The sequence below is a fragment of the Myxococcus llanfairpwllgwyngyllgogerychwyrndrobwllllantysiliogogogochensis genome, assembly GCF_006636215.1.
In the GTDB taxonomy this organism is placed as follows: Bacteria; Myxococcota; Myxococcia; order Myxococcales; family Myxococcaceae; genus Myxococcus; species Myxococcus llanfairpwllgwyngyllgogerychwyrndrobwllllantysiliogogogochensis.
The window spans coordinates 25,116-45,990 of the sequence record NZ_VIFM01000042.1; the positions used below are offsets into that span (position 1 = coordinate 25,116).

The 20,875-nt window shown below is 67.6% G+C and carries 17 protein-coding genes; 12 read left to right on the forward strand and 5 right to left on the reverse strand.

Going from position 1 to position 20,875, the window contains the following annotated elements; all coding sequences use genetic code 11:
• Window positions 1-1,068: a DMT family transporter gene (locus FJV41_RS13245; RefSeq protein WP_246137182.1), complete on the forward strand. Its 1,068-nt coding sequence runs from the start codon at window positions 1-3 to the stop codon at window positions 1,066-1,068.
• A gap of 158 nt (window positions 1,069-1,226) precedes the next feature.
• On the opposite strand, the gene arsN2 is transcribed toward FJV41_RS13245, so the two are convergent.
• From arsN2 to FJV41_RS13270, 5 genes are read right to left on the reverse strand one after another with little or no spacing between them, the layout of a single operon-like run.
• Window positions 1,227-1,673, reverse strand: coding sequence for an arsenic resistance N-acetyltransferase ArsN2 (gene arsN2 / locus FJV41_RS13250; protein ID WP_141642828.1), 447 nt, complete (start codon window positions 1,671-1,673; stop codon window positions 1,227-1,229).
• On the reverse strand, window positions 1,670-2,071 hold the full coding sequence (locus FJV41_RS13255; protein WP_141642829.1) for an arsenate reductase ArsC: 402 nt from the start codon (window positions 2,069-2,071) through the stop codon (window positions 1,670-1,672). Before FJV41_RS13255 ends, arsN2 begins: the two co-directional genes overlap by 4 nt.
• A gap of 24 nt (window positions 2,072-2,095) precedes the next feature.
• A complete protein-coding gene (locus FJV41_RS13260; protein WP_141642830.1) occupies window positions 2,096-2,584 on the reverse strand; it encodes an arsenate reductase ArsC in 489 nt (162 codons plus the stop codon).
• 47 nt (window positions 2,585-2,631) lie between these two features.
• A complete protein-coding gene (gene arsB, locus FJV41_RS13265) occupies window positions 2,632-3,765 on the reverse strand; it encodes an ACR3 family arsenite efflux transporter (protein WP_141642831.1) in 1,134 nt (377 codons plus the stop codon).
• 16 nt (window positions 3,766-3,781) lie between these two features.
• Window positions 3,782-4,147 carry an ArsR/SmtB family transcription factor gene (locus FJV41_RS13270; protein WP_141642832.1) on the reverse strand — a complete coding sequence of 122 codons (366 nt, stop codon included), beginning with the start codon at window positions 4,145-4,147 and terminating at the stop codon, window positions 3,782-3,784.
• 944 nt (window positions 4,148-5,091) lie between these two features.
• Between FJV41_RS13270 and FJV41_RS13275 the strand changes: the two genes are divergently transcribed.
• The 11 genes from FJV41_RS13275 (at window position 5,092) to FJV41_RS13325 (ending at window position 20,860) form a co-directional block, all read left to right on the forward strand.
• Entirely contained in the window at window positions 5,092-6,318 is a 1,227-nt protein-coding gene (locus tag FJV41_RS13275) for a TolC family protein (RefSeq protein ID WP_181790609.1), read from the forward strand.
• Window positions 6,315-7,850 carry an efflux RND transporter periplasmic adaptor subunit gene (locus tag FJV41_RS13280; RefSeq protein WP_141642834.1) on the forward strand — a complete coding sequence of 512 codons (1,536 nt, stop codon included), beginning with the start codon at window positions 6,315-6,317 and terminating at the stop codon, window positions 7,848-7,850. Before FJV41_RS13275 ends, FJV41_RS13280 begins: the two co-directional genes overlap by 4 nt.
• Window positions 7,847-11,425: an efflux RND transporter permease subunit gene (locus FJV41_RS13285; RefSeq protein WP_141642835.1), complete on the forward strand. Its 3,579-nt coding sequence runs from the start codon at window positions 7,847-7,849 to the stop codon at window positions 11,423-11,425. Before FJV41_RS13280 ends, FJV41_RS13285 begins: the two co-directional genes overlap by 4 nt.
• Before the next feature lie 331 nt (window positions 11,426-11,756).
• Window positions 11,757-12,155, forward strand: a complete 399-nt coding sequence (locus tag FJV41_RS13290; protein ID WP_246137183.1) for a TlpA family protein disulfide reductase — start codon at window positions 11,757-11,759, stop codon at window positions 12,153-12,155.
• 55 nt (window positions 12,156-12,210) lie between these two features.
• Window positions 12,211-12,492, forward strand: a complete 282-nt coding sequence (locus FJV41_RS13295; RefSeq protein ID WP_306440878.1) for a hypothetical protein — start codon at window positions 12,211-12,213, stop codon at window positions 12,490-12,492.
• Between the two features lie 157 nt (window positions 12,493-12,649).
• Window positions 12,650-12,928: a hypothetical protein gene (locus FJV41_RS13300; RefSeq protein WP_141642838.1), complete on the forward strand. Its 279-nt coding sequence runs from the start codon at window positions 12,650-12,652 to the stop codon at window positions 12,926-12,928.
• A gap of 3 nt (window positions 12,929-12,931) precedes the next feature.
• Window positions 12,932-14,497, forward strand: a complete 1,566-nt coding sequence (locus tag FJV41_RS13305) for an efflux RND transporter periplasmic adaptor subunit (RefSeq protein ID WP_141642852.1) — start codon at window positions 12,932-12,934, stop codon at window positions 14,495-14,497.
• Between the two features lie 4 nt (window positions 14,498-14,501).
• On the forward strand, window positions 14,502-17,639 hold the full coding sequence (locus FJV41_RS13310) for an efflux RND transporter permease subunit (protein ID WP_141642839.1): 3,138 nt from the start codon (window positions 14,502-14,504) through the stop codon (window positions 17,637-17,639).
• A gap of 12 nt (window positions 17,640-17,651) precedes the next feature.
• Entirely contained in the window at window positions 17,652-18,194 is a 543-nt protein-coding gene (locus tag FJV41_RS13315) for an RNA polymerase sigma factor (RefSeq protein ID WP_141642840.1), read from the forward strand.
• A gap of 1,087 nt (window positions 18,195-19,281) precedes the next feature.
• Window positions 19,282-20,217 (forward strand): cation diffusion facilitator family transporter, encoded by a 936-nt coding sequence (locus tag FJV41_RS13320; protein ID WP_141642841.1) that lies wholly within the window; start codon window positions 19,282-19,284, stop codon window positions 20,215-20,217.
• Window positions 20,210-20,860, forward strand: a complete 651-nt coding sequence (locus FJV41_RS13325) for a cation diffusion facilitator family transporter (RefSeq protein ID WP_141642842.1) — start codon at window positions 20,210-20,212, stop codon at window positions 20,858-20,860. Before FJV41_RS13320 ends, FJV41_RS13325 begins: the two co-directional genes overlap by 8 nt.
• Window positions 20,861-20,875: the final 15 nt, after the last annotated feature.

A 20,875-nucleotide genomic window follows, 5' to 3' on the forward strand; every position in this document is an offset into this window, starting at 1 on the left:
GTGACGGTGTCTCCACGTGTGAAGGGCGCGGTACTCGGACTGTCCGCAGCGGCCCTCTTCGGGGTCAGCGCGCCCGTGGCGAAGCTGCTGCTGCCCTCCAGCACTCCTCTGGTGTTGGCCTCACTCCTCTACTTGGGAGGCGGGCTGGGGATGGCCTGTCTGGAAGCGCTGCGCCGACTGCGCCCGGTTGGAGTCCCCAACCGCGAGGCACGCCTGGGGCGCAAGGACGTTGCCCCACTGCTGGGGGTCATTCTCTGCGGCGGAGTGCTTGGCCCGGTGCTGATGCTGATGGGCCTGCAGCGGCTCTCCGGAGTGGCGGCCTCACTGCTCCTCAACTTGGAGGGCCCCTTCACCATCCTCCTGGCGCTGCTCGTGTTCGGCGAACACCTGGGCCGGGCTGGCGCCCTCGCCGCTGGTTTCATCATGGCGGGCGCCGCGGTGCTGGGCTTCCAACAGGGCGAGTTGCACGGGGACGTGCTCGGCGTGCTGGCCCTGGCCGGCGCATGCCTGGCGTGGGCCGTGGACAACAACCTCACGCAGCGACTCTCCCTCAAGGACCCGCTCGCACTCGTGCGCATCAAAGCGCTCGGCTCCGGCACGTGCACCCTCGTACTGGCCTGGCTCACCGGGCAGCCCTTCCCCTCCTTGCACATCTTGAGCGCAGCCCTGGTGCTCGGCTTCGCCAGCTACGGGCTTTCCATCGTCCTGGATGCCTATGCCCTCCGCCTGCTGGGCGCGGCCCGCGAAGCCGCCTACTTCGCTACGGCTCCGTTCGTGGGAGCCCTCGTAGCGGTGCCCCTGCTTGGCGAGCGGATGCGGCCACTGGACCTGCTGGCGGGCGTACTGATGGGCGCGGGCGTCTTCCTTCTGCTGCGCGAGCGGCACGGCCATGTGCACACGCACGCTGCGCTGGAGCACGAGCACCTGCACATCCACGACACGCACCATCAACACTCGCATCCCCCTGGCGCAGATGTGACCGAGCCACACAGCCATCCCCACCGACATGTGCCACTCACGCACGACCATCCACACGTGTCGGACCAGCACCACCGCCACAAGCACTGACCGCCTCTGCTCGTTGTGCCCACCCGAAATTCGGCCGCTGCATCATCGGTGCCTCAAGGCCACCATCGACAGTGCGTCAAGACGAGTGAGCGAGGCGCGCGCGAGGGCATCGGCAGCTCAGTGCATCCGCCGAGGCGACAACCTCCCTGACATAGGGGCTAAGGCTGGCGCGCCATCAGGCGGCGCATCACGACCGCGCTCGCTGGGCATGCTCCACGGAGTTCCTCGGAGGCATGCAACTCTGGGGGGAGGGCAGCGCGGTCGATGCGGACAAAGCCGAAGCGCGGGAAGTAGTCCGCAGCAGTGGTGGTGAGGAGGAACAAGGCCTCGAGCCCATCTGCGCCGGCTCGCTCAACAAGCCGTTGGACCAACTCTGCCCCCACGCCCTTCCCCTTCTGGTTCTCGTTCACGACAACGGAGCGAAGGAGGGCGCTCGTCCCGTACAGCTCCAACCCTGCTGCAGCCACGAGCGCGCCTTCGCGCTCTGCCACGAGGAAGTAAGGCAGGTGGTCGGCCACTCCTTGTCGAGGCAGGTCTGCGGCAGCGAGGAGTGCTTCAACTGCGCCGAGGTCGGCGGGGCGGGCGGGCCGAAGGGTGAGCATCATCGCGCCCACCCTTCGCTGGCCAGGAGTTCAACCACCCGGGCGCGCACATCGTCGCGAATCTCGCGCACGCGCTCCACCGACTTGCCCTTCGGGTCTTCCAGAGGCCAGTCGCCGCGCTTCAGCCCCGGCACGTATGGGCAGGCATCGCCGCAGCCCATGGTGATGAGCCACTGAGCGCCCTGGGCCAGCTCATCCGTGAGGCGCTGAGGCTTGGCGCCCGACAGGTCGATGGCCACCTCCGCCATTGCGGCCTTCACTTCGGGGTGAACACGCTCTCCCGGCTGGGTACCAGCAGACACGGCGCGCGCCTTGGCTGGGTCCGACAGAGCGTTGAAGAAGGCCGCCGCCATCTGCGAGCGGCCGGCGTTGTGTACGCAAGCGAAGATGACCGTCTTCATCGTGATGACTCCTATGAAAGGCGGCTACTGCTCACCGATGCCGCGGGTGAGCGCCGTCAGGCGTAGCCGGTCCAGCTTCTCGATGGGTAGCGCGAGGAACAACTCCAGCCTGCGGGAGATCTCCATGGACACCTTGAGGAAGGCAGACTCCTTCTCCGCCTCGCTGCCTTCTACTGCCGCCGGGTCCGCACTTCCCCAGTGAGCGATGACGGGCTGATACGGCCACACCGGGCAGGACTCGCGCGCCTTGTCGCAAAGGGTGATGACGAAGTCGAAGCGCACGTCCCGGAACTCCTCCCAGGATTTGCTGCGCGCGTCGGCAGCGGGAATGCGGAAGCGCTCTCGAAGCAGCCGGAGGGCGAGGGGATGGACCTCACCTTTCGGCGCCGCACCCGCGCTGTGCACCTCGAAGCGCTCACCCCCCAAGCGCTTGAGCAGGAACTCAGCCAGGATGCTGCGGGCAGAGTTTCCCGTGCAGAGGAAGAGCACTTTAAAGGGCGTTGGAGGAGTCACGGGGCCTCGAGAAGGAGCACCTAGGGGACGACGTCGGCAGCCGGGTCCTACGGGTGCGCTCCGCCAGGCCCGGACGCAGGCGTCTTCCCCTCGAAGCGACGAGGCAGCACGGCTTCACCGGCTCCGGGGAAGAGCCGACGCCTGAGCCAGAGCGACAGGTAGACCAAGGCGATGAGAGCGGGAACCTCGATGAGCGGCCCCACTACGCCCGCCAGCGCCTCTCCTGAGGCCATACCGAACACGCCCACCGCCACTGCGATGGCCAACTCGAAGTTGTTGCCCGCGGCCGTGAACGACAACGACGCTGTCTCCTCATAGGAGAAGCCCAGCTTCCTGGAGAGGAAGAAGGCACTGGTGAACATGATCGCGAAGTAGACAACGAGCGGGAGGGAGATGCGCACCACGTCCAGCGGGAGGCGGGTAATCTTCTCCCCCTGCATCGCGAACATGAGGACGATGGTGTACAGCAGACCAATGAGCGCGGTAGGCCCCAAGCGCGGCAGGAAGCGCTGCTCGTACCATGCCTCTCCCTTGAGCCGAGTGAGGCCGATGCGCGTCAGCGCGCCAGCCACCAGGGGCACGCCCAGGAAGATGAGCACGCTCTTGGCGATGCTCCACATGGACACATCGAACGCCGCCACATCCGCGCCGAGCCAGCCCGGGATGACGGTCAGGAAGAGCCAGCCAAGCACCGAGTAGAAGAGAATCTGGAAGACCGAGTTGAGCGCCACCAGCACGGCGGCCACCTCATTGCTCCCGCACGCGAGCATGTTCCAGATGAGGACCATGGCGATGCAGCGGGCCAGGCCGATGAGCACCAGACCGTTGCGGTAGTGCGGAAGGTCCGGAAGGAAGAGCCAGGCCAGGGCGAACATCAACACCGGCCCCACAACCCAGTTGAGCACCAGGGACGTGGTGAAGAGCTTGCCCCGCGCGCGCAACCGGCCCAGCTCGCCGTAGCGCACCTTCGCGAGCACCGGGTACATCATCCACAAGAGGCCGATGGCGATGGGCAAGGACACGGTGTCCAGCCTCACCGTGTCCAGCCTCGCGCCCAGGTCCGGGAAAGCCCTGCCCAGGCCGATGCCCAGGCCCATGGCGGCGAAGATCCACACCGGCAGGAACCGGTCGATGACGGAGAGCTTCTTGACGATGCTGTCTGGAGCAGTGGTTGCGGTCATGAGAAGGCTCTTGGGTCTACTTGCAGGCGTTGGGGCCGCGGGACTTGAGGAGGCGCGCGACGTCTTCCCGGAGGACATCCCTCTTGGTGAAGGCGGACACGAGCGCCTTGAGCTGGGCCTTGCACACCTCGTCCAGTTGCGGAGCCAGTCGGTAGTACACCCAGCTCCCGTCCCTGCGGGCCTCGACGATGCCAGCGTTCTTCAGCACGCCGAGTTGGCGGGAGGTGTTGGACTGGGTCAGGTCCAGGGCTGACTCGAAGTGGCAGACGCACAGCTCCCCGTGGCTGAGGAGTGCGACGATGCGTAGCCGAGTCTCATCCCCCAACGCCTTGAAGAGGCGGGAGGCGGAGCGAACATCTAGAGAGGCGGCGGCAGGTGCCATGAAGACATTACGATATTCGAATATCATGTGGCCCGCCACAACATCGGCCTCTGCAAGCTTCCTGTGACACCACCAGACGCTGTGACCACGGAGGAGGCAGCGACAGAGCGCACGGCTGGTGGGCATGGCCACGACGGGCATTAGGAGCCTTGGTTCGTCACCTCCGTCGTGAAGACCGGCGACTACGTTCCGAAGCGGCGACGCCATTTGGCGTCCCCAAGTGCCGTCGTACCGTGAACAGGTGTGGCCCGGGGGATCCGCGCCAAGAAGTACCAGCTCCTTCTTGTAGACATTCACTTCCAATCTGCCCTTCCAGTGTTGAAGCACCCGTGGGCGGTCGGTACAGTCCCATCGACAATGCGGGCCCGCGCCATCAGCACGCTGCTGTTGCTCGTCGTGACGAGTTGGGCAGCCACACCCGCGCGGGCAACTGTCGAGTGCCGGGCTGTGTCCACCCAGGCCCGCGTGGGGTGCCCACCTCCCTGCCCCCACTGCAAGAAGGCCGAAGGCCCGAAAGGTCCTGGGCTGAGCAAGGAATGCTGCGTCGTCCGTGCTGCGCCCGCCTCGCAGCCGGCTGAACCCTCTGCCCGCAAGGCCCATGTTCCCTCAGCCGCGGTGGTGGCGCTGCCGGACTTCTTCCAGCCCGTGGCGACGCATGTGAGTCCGGAGGCACCGCGCCGAGGGGCACTCGTTCCGCTGCCTCTTCAGATCAATCGACCACTCCTGAGGTGAGCGTCTCCAGAGCACCGGGTCTTCCGTGTGCTGCACCCAGGAGCGTGTTGCCCAGAAGCGCGCGCATCCAGGCCCCGGCACTACTCGCGGCGCGCTGACTACTGTCTCGTGGGACGGCCCTGCAAGGGCTGCGCTCACAGAGCATGAGGTGCGCCTCCCTCACATCCTTCCAGGCGGTGCCCCTCGAACGGGCTCCCGCTAGGCGAAATGTCATGACCTTGTCTGCCGCGGTCGGCGGGCTCGCGCTGCTGGTGTCCACGCAGGGCCCCTCCGGAGAAGTGCTGGACTTGCCCAGCGCCGTGAAAACGGCGCTGCAACACAACCCTGAAGTCGCCCAGGCCCGCGCGGCCCGCGACGCGGAGCGGGCCGGAGCCGCAGGTGCTCGGGCATGGCCGGAACCGAGCCTCTCGTACCAGGCGTGGCAGCAGCCACTGGCCACCCCCTTCGACCCGACCGCCACCAACATGCACATGCTGGGCATCCGCCAGACGCTGCCCTTCCCCGGCCAGCTCGGACGCGCCGGAAGAGCTGCCGAGGCCGGAGCCGCGGCCCGGGGGGCCGACTTCCTCGCGGCACGCCTTCGGCTGGAGGCGCAGGTAGCGCACGCCCTCAACGGCTACTGGCTCATCCAGCATGAGTTGGAGGCCCACGCGCGCCACCTGGAGCTAGGACAACAGACCGTTGCCGCCGTGCGCGCGCGCTACGTCTCGGGGCAGGCCCGGCAGGCGGACCTTCTTCGCGCCGAGACGGAACTGCACCGACAGCACGCGAGCATCGCAGGGCTCCGCGAGAACCTCCGGGGCACCATGGCCCTGCTCAACGCACTCCTTGGCCGTCCCCCAGACTCAGCATTGCCCGCCGCCAGCGAGCCCGAAGCCGAGCTGCCCTCGGGAGCCTTGGAGCGCCCGGAAGTCGCCGCAGCGAGACTTCGCACGGTAGAGGCACAAGAGAGCGCGGCGCTCGCGGACAAGGCCCGACGCCTCCCGGAAGTCATGGTGGGCTTCGACTACATGCTGATGCCCGGCATGCCGGACGCGTACTCGGTCATGCTCCAAGTACCCATGCCCTGGCTGTCCGGCAGGCGCACTGCCGACGCAGAGCGAGCGCGGCGCCAGGTGGAGGAGCTGCACTTCGCGAAGGCGTCGGCCGAGAACGCGGCGCGCTACGAAGTGGCCGAGGCCCAGGCGGGTGTAGCGGCTGCGAGAGCCCAGCTCGTGGTGACGGAGGAGAAGCTCGTGCCAGGTGCGGAGCGGGCACTGGAGGCGACCCGGGCCAGCTACGTCGCGGGGCAGGCGGACCTCTTGGCCCTCCTCGACGCCGAAAGCGCGCTCCTCGACGCCAGACTCTCCCAAGTAAGACAGCGCGCGGCGCAGGGTGACGCCATAGCGGACCTGCGCCGGGCGTTGGGACTGTCCCTCATCTCGGAGAAGCAGCCATGAGCGAGCACCCTCACCACGCCCCCCTTCCGGAAGGGGAGGAGTCACCGCCCCCAGGGACGCGCGCCATGTCCATCGTGCGCTGGGTCATCCTCGGCCTCATGGCCCTCGCGGCACTCTACACCGTGGCGCTGGCAGCCTTCGGAGCCGTGCGGCCCGTGTCGTCACCCAAGGAGGGAGGCGCTGCCGACTCCAGTCACGCGGAGCCCGCGCAGGCAACCACCCGCTACACCTGCCCGATGCACCCGCAGGTGGTGTCCGACAATCCTGGCCAGTGCCCCGTCTGCAACATGAATCTCGTTCCCGGGAAGCCCGGCGCCGCGAGCACCACGGGGCAGGAGGGCCAATCCGACGCGGGAGATGCCGGCGATGCAAGACGTGCCGTTCCCGGGCTCGTCCCTGTCGATGTCGACCCAACCCGCACACAAACCATCGGCGTGCGCGTCGAAGCAGTGCGCCGAGAGACGCTCTCCGGCGGGCTCTCTCTCTTCGGTCGCGTGACGGCGGACGAGTCGAAACTCGCGCACGTCTCCGTGCGTGTCTCTGGGTACGTCGAGAAGCTCTTCGTTGCCGAGCAGGGCGCGCGCGTGAGCCGGGGTCAACCGCTGGCGGCCATCTACAGCGACGAGTTGCTTGTCCTCCAGAGTGAGTTGCTCCAGGCCCGCCGCTGGGGTGGAGACACCGCAGCGCCCGTGCGCGAGCGCCTGCGGCTGCTCGGCATCTCTCCTGCTGACGTCGCGGCCATTGAAACGTCCGGTGAAGTCCAGCGCGCGCTCACCCTCCACAGCCCAGTCAGCGGGTATGTCATCGCCCTGAACGTGGCCCAGGGTGACAGGGTAGAGCCTGCTCGCGAGCTGTTCGCGGTGGCCGACCTCTCCCGGGTATGGGTGATGGCGGAGGCGTACGAGCGCGACGTCGCCCACATCCGCCAGGGCCTCTCCGTCCAGCTTCGTCTGGACGCCTACCCTGGCGAAGTGTTCCGCGGGCGCATCGACTACGTCTACCCCACGCTCAACCCTCAGACTCGCACGCTGCCCGTCCGCGTCGTCTTCGCCAACCCGGACGGCCGGCTCAAGCCCGGCCTCTTCGGGACGGTGGAAGTGGCGCTCCCCTCCACCGAGGCGCTCACCCTGCCGGCGGAGGCCGTCATTGACACCGGCGAGCACCGCTACGTCTTCGTGGAGGTGAAGTCTGGCCGCTTCGAGCCCCGCGCCGTCGAAGTGGGCGCTCGCACGGGCGACCGGGTGCAGGTAGTGGCCGGCCTCGCCGATGGTGAGCGCGTCGCCACGAGCGGCAACTTCTTCATCGACTCGGAGAGCCGCCTGCGCGCCTCCGTGGCCGCAAGCCCTTCTCCCGCGGCCAGCAAGGCGCCGCCCCCGCCTGGCGCGGCCCCTGACTGTAACGTGGACTTCGACGCGAAGGGCGCCCCGGACAAGTACGCCCAGTGCAAGGCGTGCGAGCGCGTCCACCGTGGCATGGGGACGATGGAAGCCGACTGCAAGAACGCCATCCCGAAGCCCTGGAGGCAGCCATGAATCGCCTCCTCGGGGCACTCATCGAGTGGTGCGCCCGCCACCGCTACACCGTCATCGCCGCCTCCCTGGTGGCTGCGGCCGTGGGGTACCTCTCCCTGAGGGCCGTGCCGGTAGATGCCATCCCGGACCTGTCGGACCCGCAGGTGGTGGTCTTCACCGAGTGGATGGGCCGCAGCCCCACGCTGGTGGAAGACCAGGTGACGTACCCCATCACCTCCGGACTGCTCGCGGCCCCAAAGGTGACGGACGTGCGCGGGGTGTCCATGTTCGGGATGAGCTTCGTTTACGTCCTCTTCGAAGAGGGCACGGACGTCTACTGGGCACGCAGCCGCGTCCTCGAGTACCTCCAGACGCTTCAGCGGCGACTCCCCCCAGGCGTCAGTCCCACGCTGGGCCCTGACGCCACCGGCGTGGGCTGGGTGTACCAATACGTGCTGGTGGACACGAGCGGCCGGCACGACGTCGCCGACCTGCGCACCTTCCAGGACTTCTCCTTGCGCTATGCGCTGGAGAGCGTCCCGGGGGTTGCCGAGGTCGCGAGCGTGGGCGGCTTCGAGAAGCAGTACCAGGTGACGGTGGACCCTCGCCGCCTCCAGGCGCTGGAGCTCAGCCTCGGCGACGTGGCGCAGGCCATCCGGCGCTCCAACGCGGAAGTGGGCGGACGGGTGCTGGAGATGAGCGGGCGCGAGTACTACATCCGCGGGCGTGGCTACCTTCAGGACCTGGGGGCACTGGGAAAGGTCGTAGTGAAGGCGAGCAGCATTGGCGCCCCAGTGCGTCTCTCCGACATTGCCACGCTCTCCTTCGGCGGGAACATCCGGCGCGGCGCAGCGGACCTGGACGGGGAGGGCGAAGTAGTGGGCGGCACAGTCGTGGCCCGCTACGGTGAGAATGCCCGCGCGCTCATCACCCGCATCGAGCAGAAGCTCCAGGAGGTGAAGCCCTCACTCCCGGAGGGAGTGGAGGTGCGGCCCGTCTATGACCGCTCGGTACTCATCGACCACGCGGTTGGCACGCTCCACCGCACGCTCTTCGAGGAGGCCTTGGTGGTTTCGCTCATCATCTTCGCCTTCCTCCTGCACGTGCGCAGCGCGCTGGTAGCCATCCTCACGCTGCCCGTGGCGATACTGCTCGCCTTCGTGCCCATGCACGCGCTGGGGCTCTCCACCAACATCATGTCGCTCGGCGGCATCGCCATCGCCATTGGCGCGATGGTGGACGCGGCCATCGTGCTGGTGGAGAACGCGCACAAGCACCTGGAGGTGCTGCCGGAAGACGCGGGCGAGGCGGAGCGGTTGAAGGCCATCACCGCCGCGTGTCGCGAGGTGGGCCCTCCCATCTTCTTCTCGTTGCTCATCATCACTGCGGCCTTCGTGCCCATCTTCGCGCTCAACGGGCAGGCGGGACGGCTCTTCCACCCGCTCGCGTACACCAAGACGTTCAGTATGGGCTTCGCCGCGCTCCTATCCGTGACGCTCGCCCCCGCGCTGATGGCGCTCCTCATCCGAGGGCGTATCGTCCCAGAGCACCGCCACCCGGTGAGTCGTGGACTCATCGCTCTCTACAAGCCGTTCGTCTACGTGGCGCTCCGCAAGCCGAAGACAACGCTCGCCATCGGAGTCCTCGCGGTCATCTCCGCGCTGCCGCTCATTCCTCGCCTGGGCAGCGAGTTCATGCCCGCGCTCGACGAGGGCGACCTGCTCTTCATGCCGGTGACGATGCCCAACATCTCCATCGAGGAGGCACGGCGCGCGCTCCAGGTGCAGGACCGACTCCTGCGCGGCTTCCCCGAGGTCCTCTCCGTCTTCGGCAAGGTGGGCCGGGCCGAGACGGCCACCGACCCCGCACCCCTCTCCATGGTTGAGACTGTGGTACGCCTGAAGCCCCACGCCGACTGGCGAAAGGTGAAGGTGGCGCGCTTCTACAGCCACTGGCCGGGCTGGCTGAAGGCGCCCGTTCGCCCGCTATTCCCCGAGGAGCGGCAAAAGACGACCGAGGAGTTGATTGCCGAGATGAACGCGGCCCTGCAACTGCCCGGGTGGACCAACGCCTTCACCATGCCCATCAAGAACCGGCTCGACATGCTCACCACGGGCATCCGGACGCCGGTGGGCGTGAAAGTCTTCGGCACGGACCTCGCGGAGATTGAGCGCGCGGGAGAGGAACTGGAGCGGGTGCTCGCCTCCGTGCCCGGCACGCGCAGCGCCTTCTACGAGCGCTCTCAGGGCGGGCTGTACGTGGACATCATTCCGGACCGCGACGCACTCGCCCGCTACGGAATGACTGTGGGCGACCTCAACGACGTCATTGAAGGGGCCATCGGCGGTGAGCCCGTGACGATGACGGTGGAAGGCCGCAGCCGCTTCAGCGTCAGCGTCCGCTACCCCCGCGACGTGCGCAGCGACGTGGAGAGACTGCGCCAGGTCCTCGTCCCTGTCCGCGACACCTCCGGGGACATGGGTACTTCCGGCATGGGGAAGACGGGCCTCGACATCCGCCGCCTGCTCTCGGGCCCATATGCGCTGGCGCAGGCGGACATGGGTGGAATGGGCCGAGCCACAGGTGCATCCCCTGGGATGGGAGGCGGCCTGGAGTTGCGACTGCCGGAGCGCCCCAAGGCGATGGCCTCTGACACCGGCCTGGGGATGCGCCTGATGCCTCCGGGCGGCGCCATGGTGCCTCCGGGCGAAGGCATGGCACCCGCCTCCCCAGCGTCGGTCGGTGCGGCCCCAGCGGCGCGCACATTCATTCCTCTCTCGGCGCTGGCGGAGGTGAAAGTAGTGCAGGGGCCCCCAATGCTGCGCGACGAAGCGGGGTTGCTCGTGGGCTACGTCTACGTGGACGTGGACACTGGCGCGCGTGACGTGGGCGGGTACGTGCACAGCGCCAAGGCGGCCGTCGAGTCCGCGGTGCAGGACGGGCGACTGCGCCTGCCCCGGGGCGGCTATCTGAAGTGGACCGGGCAGTACGAAATGCTGGAGAAGATGATGGCCCGGATGCAGTGGGTGGTGCCCCTGACACTGCTGCTCGTGGTGCTCTTGCTCGTGGCCAACTTCAAGCACCTCACCGAGGCGCTCATCGTCCTCTTGTCCGTGCCGTTCGCGCTCGTGGGCAGCGTGTGGCTGATGTGGCTGCTCGACTACCGACTCTCCACGGCGAGCTACGTGGGCCTCATCGCCATGGTGGGCCTCGCGGCCGAGACGGGCATCGTGATGATTGTCTACCTGGATGCGGCCTTCGAGCGGCGCCTGCGCGCGGGCAAGGTGCGCGACCTCAACGACATCATCTGGGCTCACATGGAGGGCACCGTCCAGCGTGTCCGCCCCAAGCTGATGACGGTGTCCACGATGCTCTTCGGCCTGGTGCCCCTCCTCTGGAGCCATGGCACGGGTGCGGACGTGATGAAGCGCATCGCGGCGCCAATGGTGGGTGGCCTGCTGTCGTCGGCGTTCCTGACGCTCGAAATCATCCCCGTCGTCTACACCTACTGGCGCCTCTGGCAGCTCCGCCATGGCCGACTGCAGCTCATCAGTCTGGGAGGTGCGCCAGACGCTACGAGCGACCAGCGGCCCTGAGGGTCCGCGAGGGATGTACGCCGTGCCAGCTCGGGCCTATGCGGTCGGTGTGTGACTTCGGCCCCCAGCATCGCCTCGCGGTGAATACCTGCGGACATTCGGCCAGGGGGCTTGGCATCTCACGTTCGCGCCACCCACGACCCGCTCGCCCTGTCGCTGATAGGTGAGACGTATGCCTTGTGGCGCCCTTGCGCCGCACCGTGAGATACCGTCTGGCGTGAGGCGCATCCATCGCACGTGGCGCACGCTGACGCTCTGCCTACTGGCGGTGAGCTGGGCCTGCCGGAGCGAGCCTCCGCCCGGCTACATCCGCCTTGATGGACTTGCACCGATGCTCGCAGACGCACCGGGCTCACACGCACTGCTGGTAGTCTTCTGGGCTTCCTGGTGCCCTCCATGCAGGGAGGAGACGCCCCAACTCCTCTCCCTGGCCGAGTCGCCTCCCGAGGGACTTCGGGTCGTCGTCTTCAGCCACGATGCGGACCTCAAGGCAGTGGAATCATTTTTCGAAGGCCCTCCCCCGTCGGAACTCCGCCTGCGCCTGGATGTGGGCGAGAAGGTCGCCCGCGAGTACGGGGTGGAGCAGCTCCCGACGAGCATCCTCGTCGTCGAAGGGCAGTTGGTCGCCCGCTTCCCTGGCCCACGGGACTGGGACTCCAGAGCCATGCGACGCCTCCTGGAAAGGTTGACCCGCGAGCGTGCCATCCGGGCGACCGGCTCGGCGGATTGACACTTGCCCTGGGCCTTTGTAAGCCACCTACTGGATGCAGCTCCTCTTGCGACTCATGGTCGTGCTCCTCGTCCTGACGACGGGCGGCGTCTTCCAGACGCTGGCCTTCGCTTCGGACACGCACGCCGACTGCATGGAGGATGAAGGCGATGACTGCACGGACTGCGCCCCCAGCTGCGTCCTGTGCCCATGCTGCCCGCTGAGAGCAGCCCCCGCTCCGGTTCCCGTCATGGGGGACCTCGCGGCCGCGCCCACACCGCCGCTGGTGCCCAGCCGCGTGGACGAGCCGGTCCTCTCCGGGACCGCTACCGACATCTTCCAACCGCCTAGAGCCTGACGCCTCCCTTCACGGGAGACGTGTGCCGTGCGCGAGCCCTACCGGGTCCGTGCGTGCGCATGCGCGTCCTCTTCGCCTGAAGCCCTGTCCATCCTCTCCGCGCACTCTCGCGCGGGCATTCACCGCCGTGGGCGACTGCCCCGGCTGGAGTTTCCTCATGCGTTCGTTGCGCACCCTGTCCATCGTCGTCTCGCTTCTCACCCTTCCCGTCCTCCCCGCGCTGGCCGAGGAGCCCAAGCCCACCGAGAAGTCCCAGACCGCTGAGGCTGAGAGGCCCAAGTGTGAGCACGGCGTCCAAAAGTCCCTGTGCACTCGCTGCAACCCGAAGCTCGCGGCCGTCTTCAAGGCCAAGGGCGACTGGTGCGCGGAGCACGAGCGACCTGAGTCCCAGTGCTCTATCTGCAACCCAGCGCTCTCCAAGAAGGGCGTGAAGTAGATGATGCCAGCCTCCCGCGTCGGTCCGGTGATGCTGTTGGCCCTGCTCGCGCTGGGCGCAGCCAACTGCTCGAAGGAGTCGAAGCCCGCCGTGGCTGAGAAGTCCTCCGCGCCTCCGGCCGCCGCGGGAGGCGCTTCCGGACCCTCGCAGTCCCTACATCTGTGCGAACACAAGGTGCCGGCGGAGCTGTGCACCCGGTGCAACCCGGACCTCATCGACGTCTTCAAGGCGCAAGACGACTGGTGCGAGGAGCACGGAGTGCCAGAGTCCCAGTGCCTCCAGTGCAACCCGAACCTCACCTTCACCACACAGCCCACCGCGCCAAAGGACTGGTGCAAGGAGCACTCCGTCCCCGAGTCGAAGTGCACCAAGTGCAACCCGGCGCTGGTCGCGAAGTTCATCGAGGCGGGCGACTACTGCCGGGAGCACGGCTTTCCGGAATCCGTCTGTCCGTACTGTCACCCTGAGCTGGTGAAGGCGGCGGGCGCGGAGCCGCCCACCTTCCCCGAGCCAGGAACGCGCGTTCGGCTCGCCTCCGCCGAAACCGCTCGAGAGGCCGGCATCCAGACACGTCGCGTGGAGAAGCGGCCCTTTGCCCGCACTCTGGACGTTGTTGGCCAGCTCGCCTTCAACAACAACCGGCTGGCTCAGATGTCGGCCCGAAGCGAGGCGCTGGTTCTGGAAGTCCGTGTGGACGTCGGCGACGAGGTGAAGGCCGGGCAACCCCTCGTGGTGATGACCTCCGGCGCCGTAGGCACAGACCAGGGGCGCCTCTCATCGGCCCAGGCACGGCTTGGAGTCGCGCGCGCCGCGCTCACACGCGAGCAGTCGCTCGTCGAGCGGGGCATCAGCGCACGCAAGGACCTGGAGCAAGCCCAGGCGGAGGTGGCCGAGGCCGAGGCCGAGCGCGACGCGGCCCGCGCATCCCTGACCGCCGCAGGGGCCTCCGTCCGCAGCCAGCAGGGGACCTACGTGATGACGGCGCCTTTCTCCGGCACCGTGGTGGCACGTGACGCCGTCCCCGGCAGGCAGGTGGGTGCGGGGCAGACGCTCCTCCAAATCGCTGACCTGGACACCATGTGGGCCCTCCTAGAGGTGCCCGAAGCAGACGCGGGAATGGTGCGCGCGGGCCAGCGCGTCACGCTCTCATTCGAGAGCATGCCCGGCGAGACGCGTGAGGCAACCCTCACCCGCGTGGGCGCCTCCGTGGACCCGGCCACCCGCACCGTGCGCGCCCGCGTGGAGCTGCCCAACCCGGACGGCGCCCTCAAGGCGGGGCTCTTCCTCCGCGCCAGGGTGCAGGTGACCGCCGAGCAGGAGTCCGTGCTGGTCCCCCGCGAGGCCATCCAACGCGCCGAGGGCCGCGCGCTCGTCTTCGTGAAGAAGGGCGCGGGCCTCTATGAGCCCGTCGTGGTGGAGCTGGGTGCCGGCACCCGTGAAGAAGTCGCCGTGGTGAAGGGACTCTCCGCTGGTGCGGAAGTCGTCACCACTGGCGCCTTCCTCCTCAAGACGGAAATCCTCAAGGAGTCCATCGGTGCGGGCTGCTGCGAGACAGAGGGAGGCGAATAGTCCCATGCTGACCCGAGTCATCGACTGGTCCCTAGCACACCGCTGGGCCGTCCTCCTTGGCACCCTGGCCCTCGTCATTTCGGGCCTGCTGGCCTTCCGGGCACTGCCCATCGACGCCATCCCTGACACCACGCCCACGCAGGTGCAGGTGAACACCATGGCCCCGGCCCTCACCCCTATCGAGGTGGAGCGGCAGCTCACCATCCCCATCGAGCAGGCGCTGGCGGGCCTGCCCCGCGTCAGCGAGCTGCGTTCCATCTCCAAGTTCGGCCTGTCCCAGGTGACGCTCCAATTCAGCGACGGCACGGACCTGTGGTTCGCGAGGCAACAGGTTGCCGAGCGGCTCGGCCGGGTCGCCGTCCCCGCGGGCATCGAGCGCCCGACGATGGGGCCGGTGGCCACAGGCCTGGGCGAGGTCTTCCACTACCTCGTCAAGAGCCGGACGAAGAGCCTCGAGGAGCTGCGCACGCTGCATGACTGGGTCATCGCTCCACAGTTGCGCAGCGTGTCCGGCGTGGCAGAGGTGAATGCCTGGGGCGGCCAGGAGAAGCAGTGGCACGTCGTCGTGGAGCCGCGCCGCTTACAGCAATTCAATCTCTCGCTGCAGGACGTCTACCGCGCGCTGGAGGAGAACAACGCGAACGTGGGGGGCGGCATGGTGGAGCGCGGGGGCGCGGCGAGCCTCGTCCTCGGCGTGGGTGTCCTGGAGGACGGCAAGGCCGTCGAGGACGTCGTCGTCGCGGCGCACAACGGCGTGCCCGTGCGCATCCGGGATGTGGCCCGCGTGGAGGTGGGCCATGAAATCCGCCGGGGCGCCACCACGGCCGACGGTGAAGGCGAAGCCGTCCTGGGCCTGGGCTTCATGCTGGTGGGCGAGAACTCCCACACAGTGACGAAGGCATTGGCGCAACGGCTCGAGGAGGTGAAGCGCACCCTGCCCCAAGACGTCTCCGTGGAGCCCGTCTACGAGCGCACCGAGTTGGTGGACCACGTGCTGCGCACAGTGCGAACCAACCTCCTTGAGGGTGCGCTCCTCGTCATCGCCGTCCTCTTCCTCTTCCTGGGCAACTGGCGCGCGGGGCTCATCGTCGCGGCGGCCATTCCCCTGTCCCTGCTGTTCGCCTTCAACGCGATGCTGCGCTTCGGCATCGCCGGCACCCTCATGTCGTTGGGGGCCATCGACTTCGGGCTCGTCGTCGACTCCTCCGTCATCCTCGTGGAGAACGCGGAGCGGCGGCTCGCCGAGGCCAGGGGGAGTCGGTCCATCCTCGAGGTGGTGCGCGACGCAGCCGTCGAGGTGCGCGGGCCCACCCTCTTCGGTGAGCTCATCATCATGGTGGTGTACCTGCCCATCCTCGCGTTGGAGGGCGTGGAGGGAAAGCTGTTCCGCCCCATGGCGCTCACCGTCATCTTCGCCCTGCTGGGCAGCGCGCTGCTCTCCCTGACGTTGATGCCGGTGCTGGCGTCCTTCGCCTTGAAGCGCGGCGGAGGGAACCACCGCGAGCCGCGCCTCGTCACCGTCCTCAAGCGCTGCTATCAGCCGGTCCTCGACTGGGCCCTCACCCACACTCGGGCCGTCCTCGCCGGCGCGGGGCTCCTCGTCGTGGGTGCACTCATCGCCGCCACGCAGCTCGGCAGCGAGTTTGTTCCGCGCCTCTCCGAAGGCACGCTCGTCATCAACACCGTGCGCCTGGCCGAGGTGTCCCTCACCGAGTCCGTCCGCTATGGCACCGAGATTGAGAAGGTGCTGCTCGCCCGGTTTCCTGACGAGGTTCAGCGCGTGTGGACGCGCACCGGCACGGCGGAGGTGGCCACGGACCCCATGGGCATTGAGCTCTCCGACGTCTTCATCACCCTCAAGCCGCGCGAGGCCTGGAAGCGGGCTACCACTCAGGACGAACTCGTGGCGGAGATGAAGGCGGAGCTGGCGGACCTCCCCGGGATGCGCATGGCATTCCTCCAGCCCATTGAAATGCGCGTCAACGAGATGATTGCGGGCGTGCGCAGCGACGTGGGCATCAAGCTCTTCGGGGACGACCTGGACGTGCTGAAGGCCAAGGCCCGTGAGATTGAGGGCGTGGTCAAGGCCATCCCAGGCGCCGCCGACGTCACCGTGGAGCAGCTGACGGGCCAGCCCGTGCTCGAGGTGACAGTGGACCGAGAGGCCGTGGCCCGTCACGGCATTTCCGCCCGTGCGGTGCTCGACATCGTCGAGGCGGTGGGCACCCGGAGCGTGGGCGAGGTGCGCGAGGGCGAGCGGCGCTTCGACCTGGCCGTGCGTCTGTCCGAGGAGTACCGGGATGACCCGGCGAAGCTGGCCACGATACCGGTGACGGGGCCCGGCGATGCACGCGTGCCGCTGGGGCGGCTTGCCCGCATCCGCGAGGTGTCCGGGCCCACCACGCTCCAGCGAGAGTGGGGCAAGCGCCGCATCGTCGTGCAGGCCAACGTGCGCGACCGAGACCTCGGCGGCTTTGTCGAGGCGGTGCGCCACGCGCTGGACGAGAAGCTGGAGCTGCCCGCGGGCTACTACCTCCGCTTCGGCGGACAGTTCGAGCACCTGGAGCGTGCCCAGGCGCGCCTGCTCATCGTGGTGCCGCTAGCCCTGGCCCTCATTTTCCTCCTGCTCTACCTCACCTACCGGCGCGTCCTCGACTCCGTGCGTATCTTCGCGGGCGTGCCCTTCGCACTGGTGGGCGGAGTGCTCGCGCTCCTGCTGCGGGGACTGCCCTTCTCCATCTCCGCCGCAGTGGGCTTCATCGCCCTCTCCGGGGTGTCGGTGCTGGGAGACATGGTGCTCGTCTCACGCGTGCGCTCCCTCCTCGATGCAGGCCACGCATTGAGCGAAGCCATCCGCGAAGCAGCCCTCTCACGCCTGCGGCCCGTGCTGATGACGGCTGCCGTAGCCGCCATCGGATTTCTGCCCATGGCTCTCAACACAGGCGTGGGAGCGGAAGTCCAGCGCCCCCTCGCCACGGTGGTCATCGGCGGCATCCTCTCCTCCACCCTGCTCACCCTGGTGGTGCTGCCGGTCCTCTACTCCGTGTTCGGAGGTGGGCGGCAAGAGCCACTCCAGCGTCCCCCTGTTCAGGCCAGCGGCACGGAGGCACCCGAGGAGCAGTCCACCCGTGCGGCGAGTTGAGAGGCCCAGCCCATGAGCCCAGAGACACTCACGCTCCTGCTCCAAAACCGGCAGCGATTCCTCGCCTTTCTGACGCCACGCATCGGCAGTGCCGAGGGGGCCGAAGAGGTCCTCCAGTCCGCGCTCCTTAAGGGAGTAGAGAGTGGGGCCGCCCTGCGCCATGAGGAGAGCGCGGTGGCCTGGTTCTATCGACTGCTGCGCAATGCACTCATTGACCGCCACCGGCGCCAAAAGCGCGAGGAGCACGCCCTGCGCGAATGGGTCGGTGACAGCCTGCTGTCCACTGAGGATGCAAACGAGCTGGAGAGGACCGTCTGCACCTGCATCTCTGCCCTCGCCACCACTTTGAAGCCGGAGTACGCGGAGGCCCTGCGCAGGGTGGACCTGGAAGGTCAGAGCCTCGCAGCGCTTGCCGAAGCGGCTGGCATCACCTCCACCAACGCCAAGGTCCGCCTGCACCGGGCCCGGCAGGCACTGGGCAGGCGGCTGGAGCAGTCGTGTGGCCCCTCCTGCTGCCGGCGAGGCTGCGTGGACTGTCCATGTGAGCCAGCCTGAGGAGAGCGCCCCGCATCGCATCCGGGGCCAGTCCAGCACATGCCCACCCTTATGATGGAACCCTTTGCGGATGGCGACGCTGCGGCCGCCTTCATCGCCATTGCGGCACTGGGCCTCTGCGGCGCCATGCTGCACGAAGGCTGGCGAGGCACGAAAGCGCGCTGGGCGCGCACCGCGTCCATCTTCGTGATGGTCCTCGTGCTCGTGCTGGCTGCCCTACCCGCCCTCGAAACAGTTTTGCCTGGGCAGCCACTTGCCGCCGTCGAGGTCACGGAGAAGGGACAGAGCATCCCCCTCCCTCCTTCTGTGAATGGAAGAGTCCTCGTCGTGGTGAGGGGCAGGCTCGCCCGAACAGGCGACACAGAAATCCTGTTTTCGATAGCGGGAATGGAGGAGATGATACGCGGGACACTGGAGCGGACGCGTACTTCCATCCGGGCGAAGCACGGGCGCACCCATGTCTGGCGCGACCGATTGAGCTTCCATCAGCGAGGCTCCATCCCGCGAGGCGTACACACGCTGAGGGTGGAGCAGTTGGAGGGGGGCCTTGAGGGCCCTTTGCGTGTGGAGTTCTACCGCAACCGGTGCCCCCCCCTTCTTGTATCCTGGGCTGCGGGCCTCGTGCTGCTCACAGCCTCAGTGCTTCACGCCCGCCTCCAGCTCCGCCGATACGCGCTCTGGGCTGGTACCGCGCTCGGAACGAGCCTGTTCATCTACAACTGGGGCGAACCCCGCGCCGACATCACGTTCGCTGCGGCCTGCCTCTTCTTGGGATTCACAGTGGGCGCTCCCATAGGGTGGTTGGCGTCCCGCGCACTGCGAGCGCGGTCCCCCTCGCCTACTCGACGGCGCAGAAGCCAGAGCTGAGGTCCAGGCGGTTATGAGAATTCGGAGGTCGGGGAAGGCGTGCACTCCCACCGGGGGCTGGCGGGGCCGCTTCGTCAGCTTCCGCGCGCACCAGAAACGTGGAGGTGTAACCCTGGGCAGAACCGTTCGTCAGCCCAGGCAAAGCTCAGGAAGTCCCTGCTGACACGCCGGAAAAGGAGTGTGCAGCGGAACTGTTTTCGCTCTGGAGGCACCCACGCCCATGTCAGGTTCCCACAGTCACGCACCCGCCTCACCCGGACGGGCATTTGCCATCGGTGTAACCCTCAATTTGGGCTTCGTTGCAGTCGAGGCCACCTTCGGCGTCATCTCCAACTCCCTGGCGCTAGTGGCGGATGCGGGCCACAACCTGAGCGACGTCCTCGGATTGATGCTCGCCTGGGGGGCGAGCATCCTGGCCAGGCGAAAGCCGACAGCCCGCCACACCTATGGTCTGCGCAGCTCGTCCATCCTGGCAGCCCTCCTCAATGCCCTCCTCTTGCTCGTCGCCGTGGGCGGTATCGGATGGGAGGCAGTGCAGCGCGTGGGAAAGCCCGCTCCTGTCTCCAGCGTCACCATCATGGTGGTAGCTGGGCTGGGCATCATCATCAACACCGCCACGGCCATGCTCTTCTGGAAGGGCCGCAAGGACGACCTCAACATCCGGGGTGCATTCCTCCACATGGCTGCGGACGCAGGAGTGTCGCTTGGTGTCGTCCTGGCCGGCGCCCTCATCCATTTCACCGGATGGGCATGGCTCGACCCCGTGGTGACGCTCCTCATCGCGGTCCTCATTTTCTGGGGGACGTGGGGACTACTCAAAGACTCCGTCAACCTCGCCTTGCATGCGGTGCCGCAGAACATCGACATGACCTTGGTACGGGAGCAGCTGAACCGGGTACCTGGCGTCATCGACGTGCATGACCTGCACGTCTGGGCCATAAGCACTAGCGAGGCGGCCCTCACCGCGCATCTCGTCGTTCGAGGGATACAACTGGACGACCCGCTCCTCGACCGCATGAAGCGGCAACTCCACGATGAGTTCGGCATCGAGCACGTCACGCTCCAGGTGGAAGCAGGGCAGCTTTCCAACTGCTGCAACATCGCGCCCGCTGAGGAGCCCGTCGTGCCGCACAATGGAGAGGAAAGGCATGTCTGAGACGGCTACCTTGCCCGACGGAAGACTGCCGCTCCTCAAGCGGGCCAAGGCATTGACGCTGGTCACCGTGGGATGGAACGTCGTCGAGGGCACCATCGCCGTGGCCGCAGCCCTCGCTGCCAGCAGCGTGGCGCTACTCGGCTTCGGAGTGGACAGCTTCGTGGAGAGCGCTTCCGCCGCCGTCATGCTGTGGCGCCTCTCGGCGGAGCGGCGAGCTCGGCGCACTCCCGGGGAACTGGAGCAACTGGACCGCCGCGCGCATCGGCTCATCGGACTGTCACTCTTCGCGCTGGCCGCATTCGTGGCATGGGAGGCGTCGACATCGCTTCTGAACAGCGAGCGGCCCAAGACGAGTCTCGTCGGCCTCATTCTCGCGACCGTCTCACTGGCGGTGATGCTGTGGCTCGCGCGCGCGAAAAAGCGGACCGCCGTGGCCCTGGGCAGCCGCGCCATGGAAGCCGATGCCTTCCAGACCACTGCGTGCTGGTGGCTCTCCCTCATCACTTTGGGTGGCATCGGCCTCAACGCGGCTTTCGGTTGGTGGTGGGCGGACCCAGTGGCCGCCCTTGGGATGACGTTCTTCCTTGTGAAGGAAGGCCGGGAAGCGTGGCGGGGCGAGGACACCTGCGCTTCGTGTCACTGACGCATTAGAAGGAGG

Coding starts and splice junctions, on each gene's coding strand:
- arsN2 (WP_141642828.1), bottom strand. CDS start 1,673: ATGATGCTCACCCTTCGGCCCGCCCGCCCCGCCGACCTCGGCGCAGTT.
- FJV41_RS13255 (WP_141642829.1), bottom strand. CDS start 2,071: ATGAAGACGGTCATCTTCGCTTGCGTACACAACGCCGGCCGCTCGCAG.
- arsB (WP_141642831.1), bottom strand. CDS start 3,765: ATGACCGCAACCACTGCTCCAGACAGCATCGTCAAGAAGCTCTCCGTC.
- FJV41_RS13270 (WP_141642832.1), bottom strand. CDS start 4,147: ATGGCACCTGCCGCCGCCTCTCTAGATGTTCGCTCCGCCTCCCGCCTC.
- FJV41_RS13275 (WP_181790609.1), top strand. CDS start 5,092: ATGACCTTGTCTGCCGCGGTCGGCGGGCTCGCGCTGCTGGTGTCCACG.
- FJV41_RS13280 (WP_141642834.1), top strand. CDS start 6,315: ATGAGCGAGCACCCTCACCACGCCCCCCTTCCGGAAGGGGAGGAGTCA.
- FJV41_RS13285 (WP_141642835.1), top strand. CDS start 7,847: ATGAATCGCCTCCTCGGGGCACTCATCGAGTGGTGCGCCCGCCACCGC.
- FJV41_RS13290 (WP_246137183.1), top strand. CDS start 11,757: ATGCTCGCAGACGCACCGGGCTCACACGCACTGCTGGTAGTCTTCTGG.
- FJV41_RS13295 (WP_306440878.1), top strand. CDS start 12,211: ATGGTCGTGCTCCTCGTCCTGACGACGGGCGGCGTCTTCCAGACGCTG.
- FJV41_RS13300 (WP_141642838.1), top strand. CDS start 12,650: ATGCGTTCGTTGCGCACCCTGTCCATCGTCGTCTCGCTTCTCACCCTT.
- FJV41_RS13305 (WP_141642852.1), top strand. CDS start 12,932: ATGCCAGCCTCCCGCGTCGGTCCGGTGATGCTGTTGGCCCTGCTCGCG.
- FJV41_RS13310 (WP_141642839.1), top strand. CDS start 14,502: ATGCTGACCCGAGTCATCGACTGGTCCCTAGCACACCGCTGGGCCGTC.
- FJV41_RS13315 (WP_141642840.1), top strand. CDS start 17,652: ATGAGCCCAGAGACACTCACGCTCCTGCTCCAAAACCGGCAGCGATTC.
- FJV41_RS13320 (WP_141642841.1), top strand. CDS start 19,282: ATGTCAGGTTCCCACAGTCACGCACCCGCCTCACCCGGACGGGCATTT.
- FJV41_RS13325 (WP_141642842.1), top strand. CDS start 20,210: ATGTCTGAGACGGCTACCTTGCCCGACGGAAGACTGCCGCTCCTCAAG.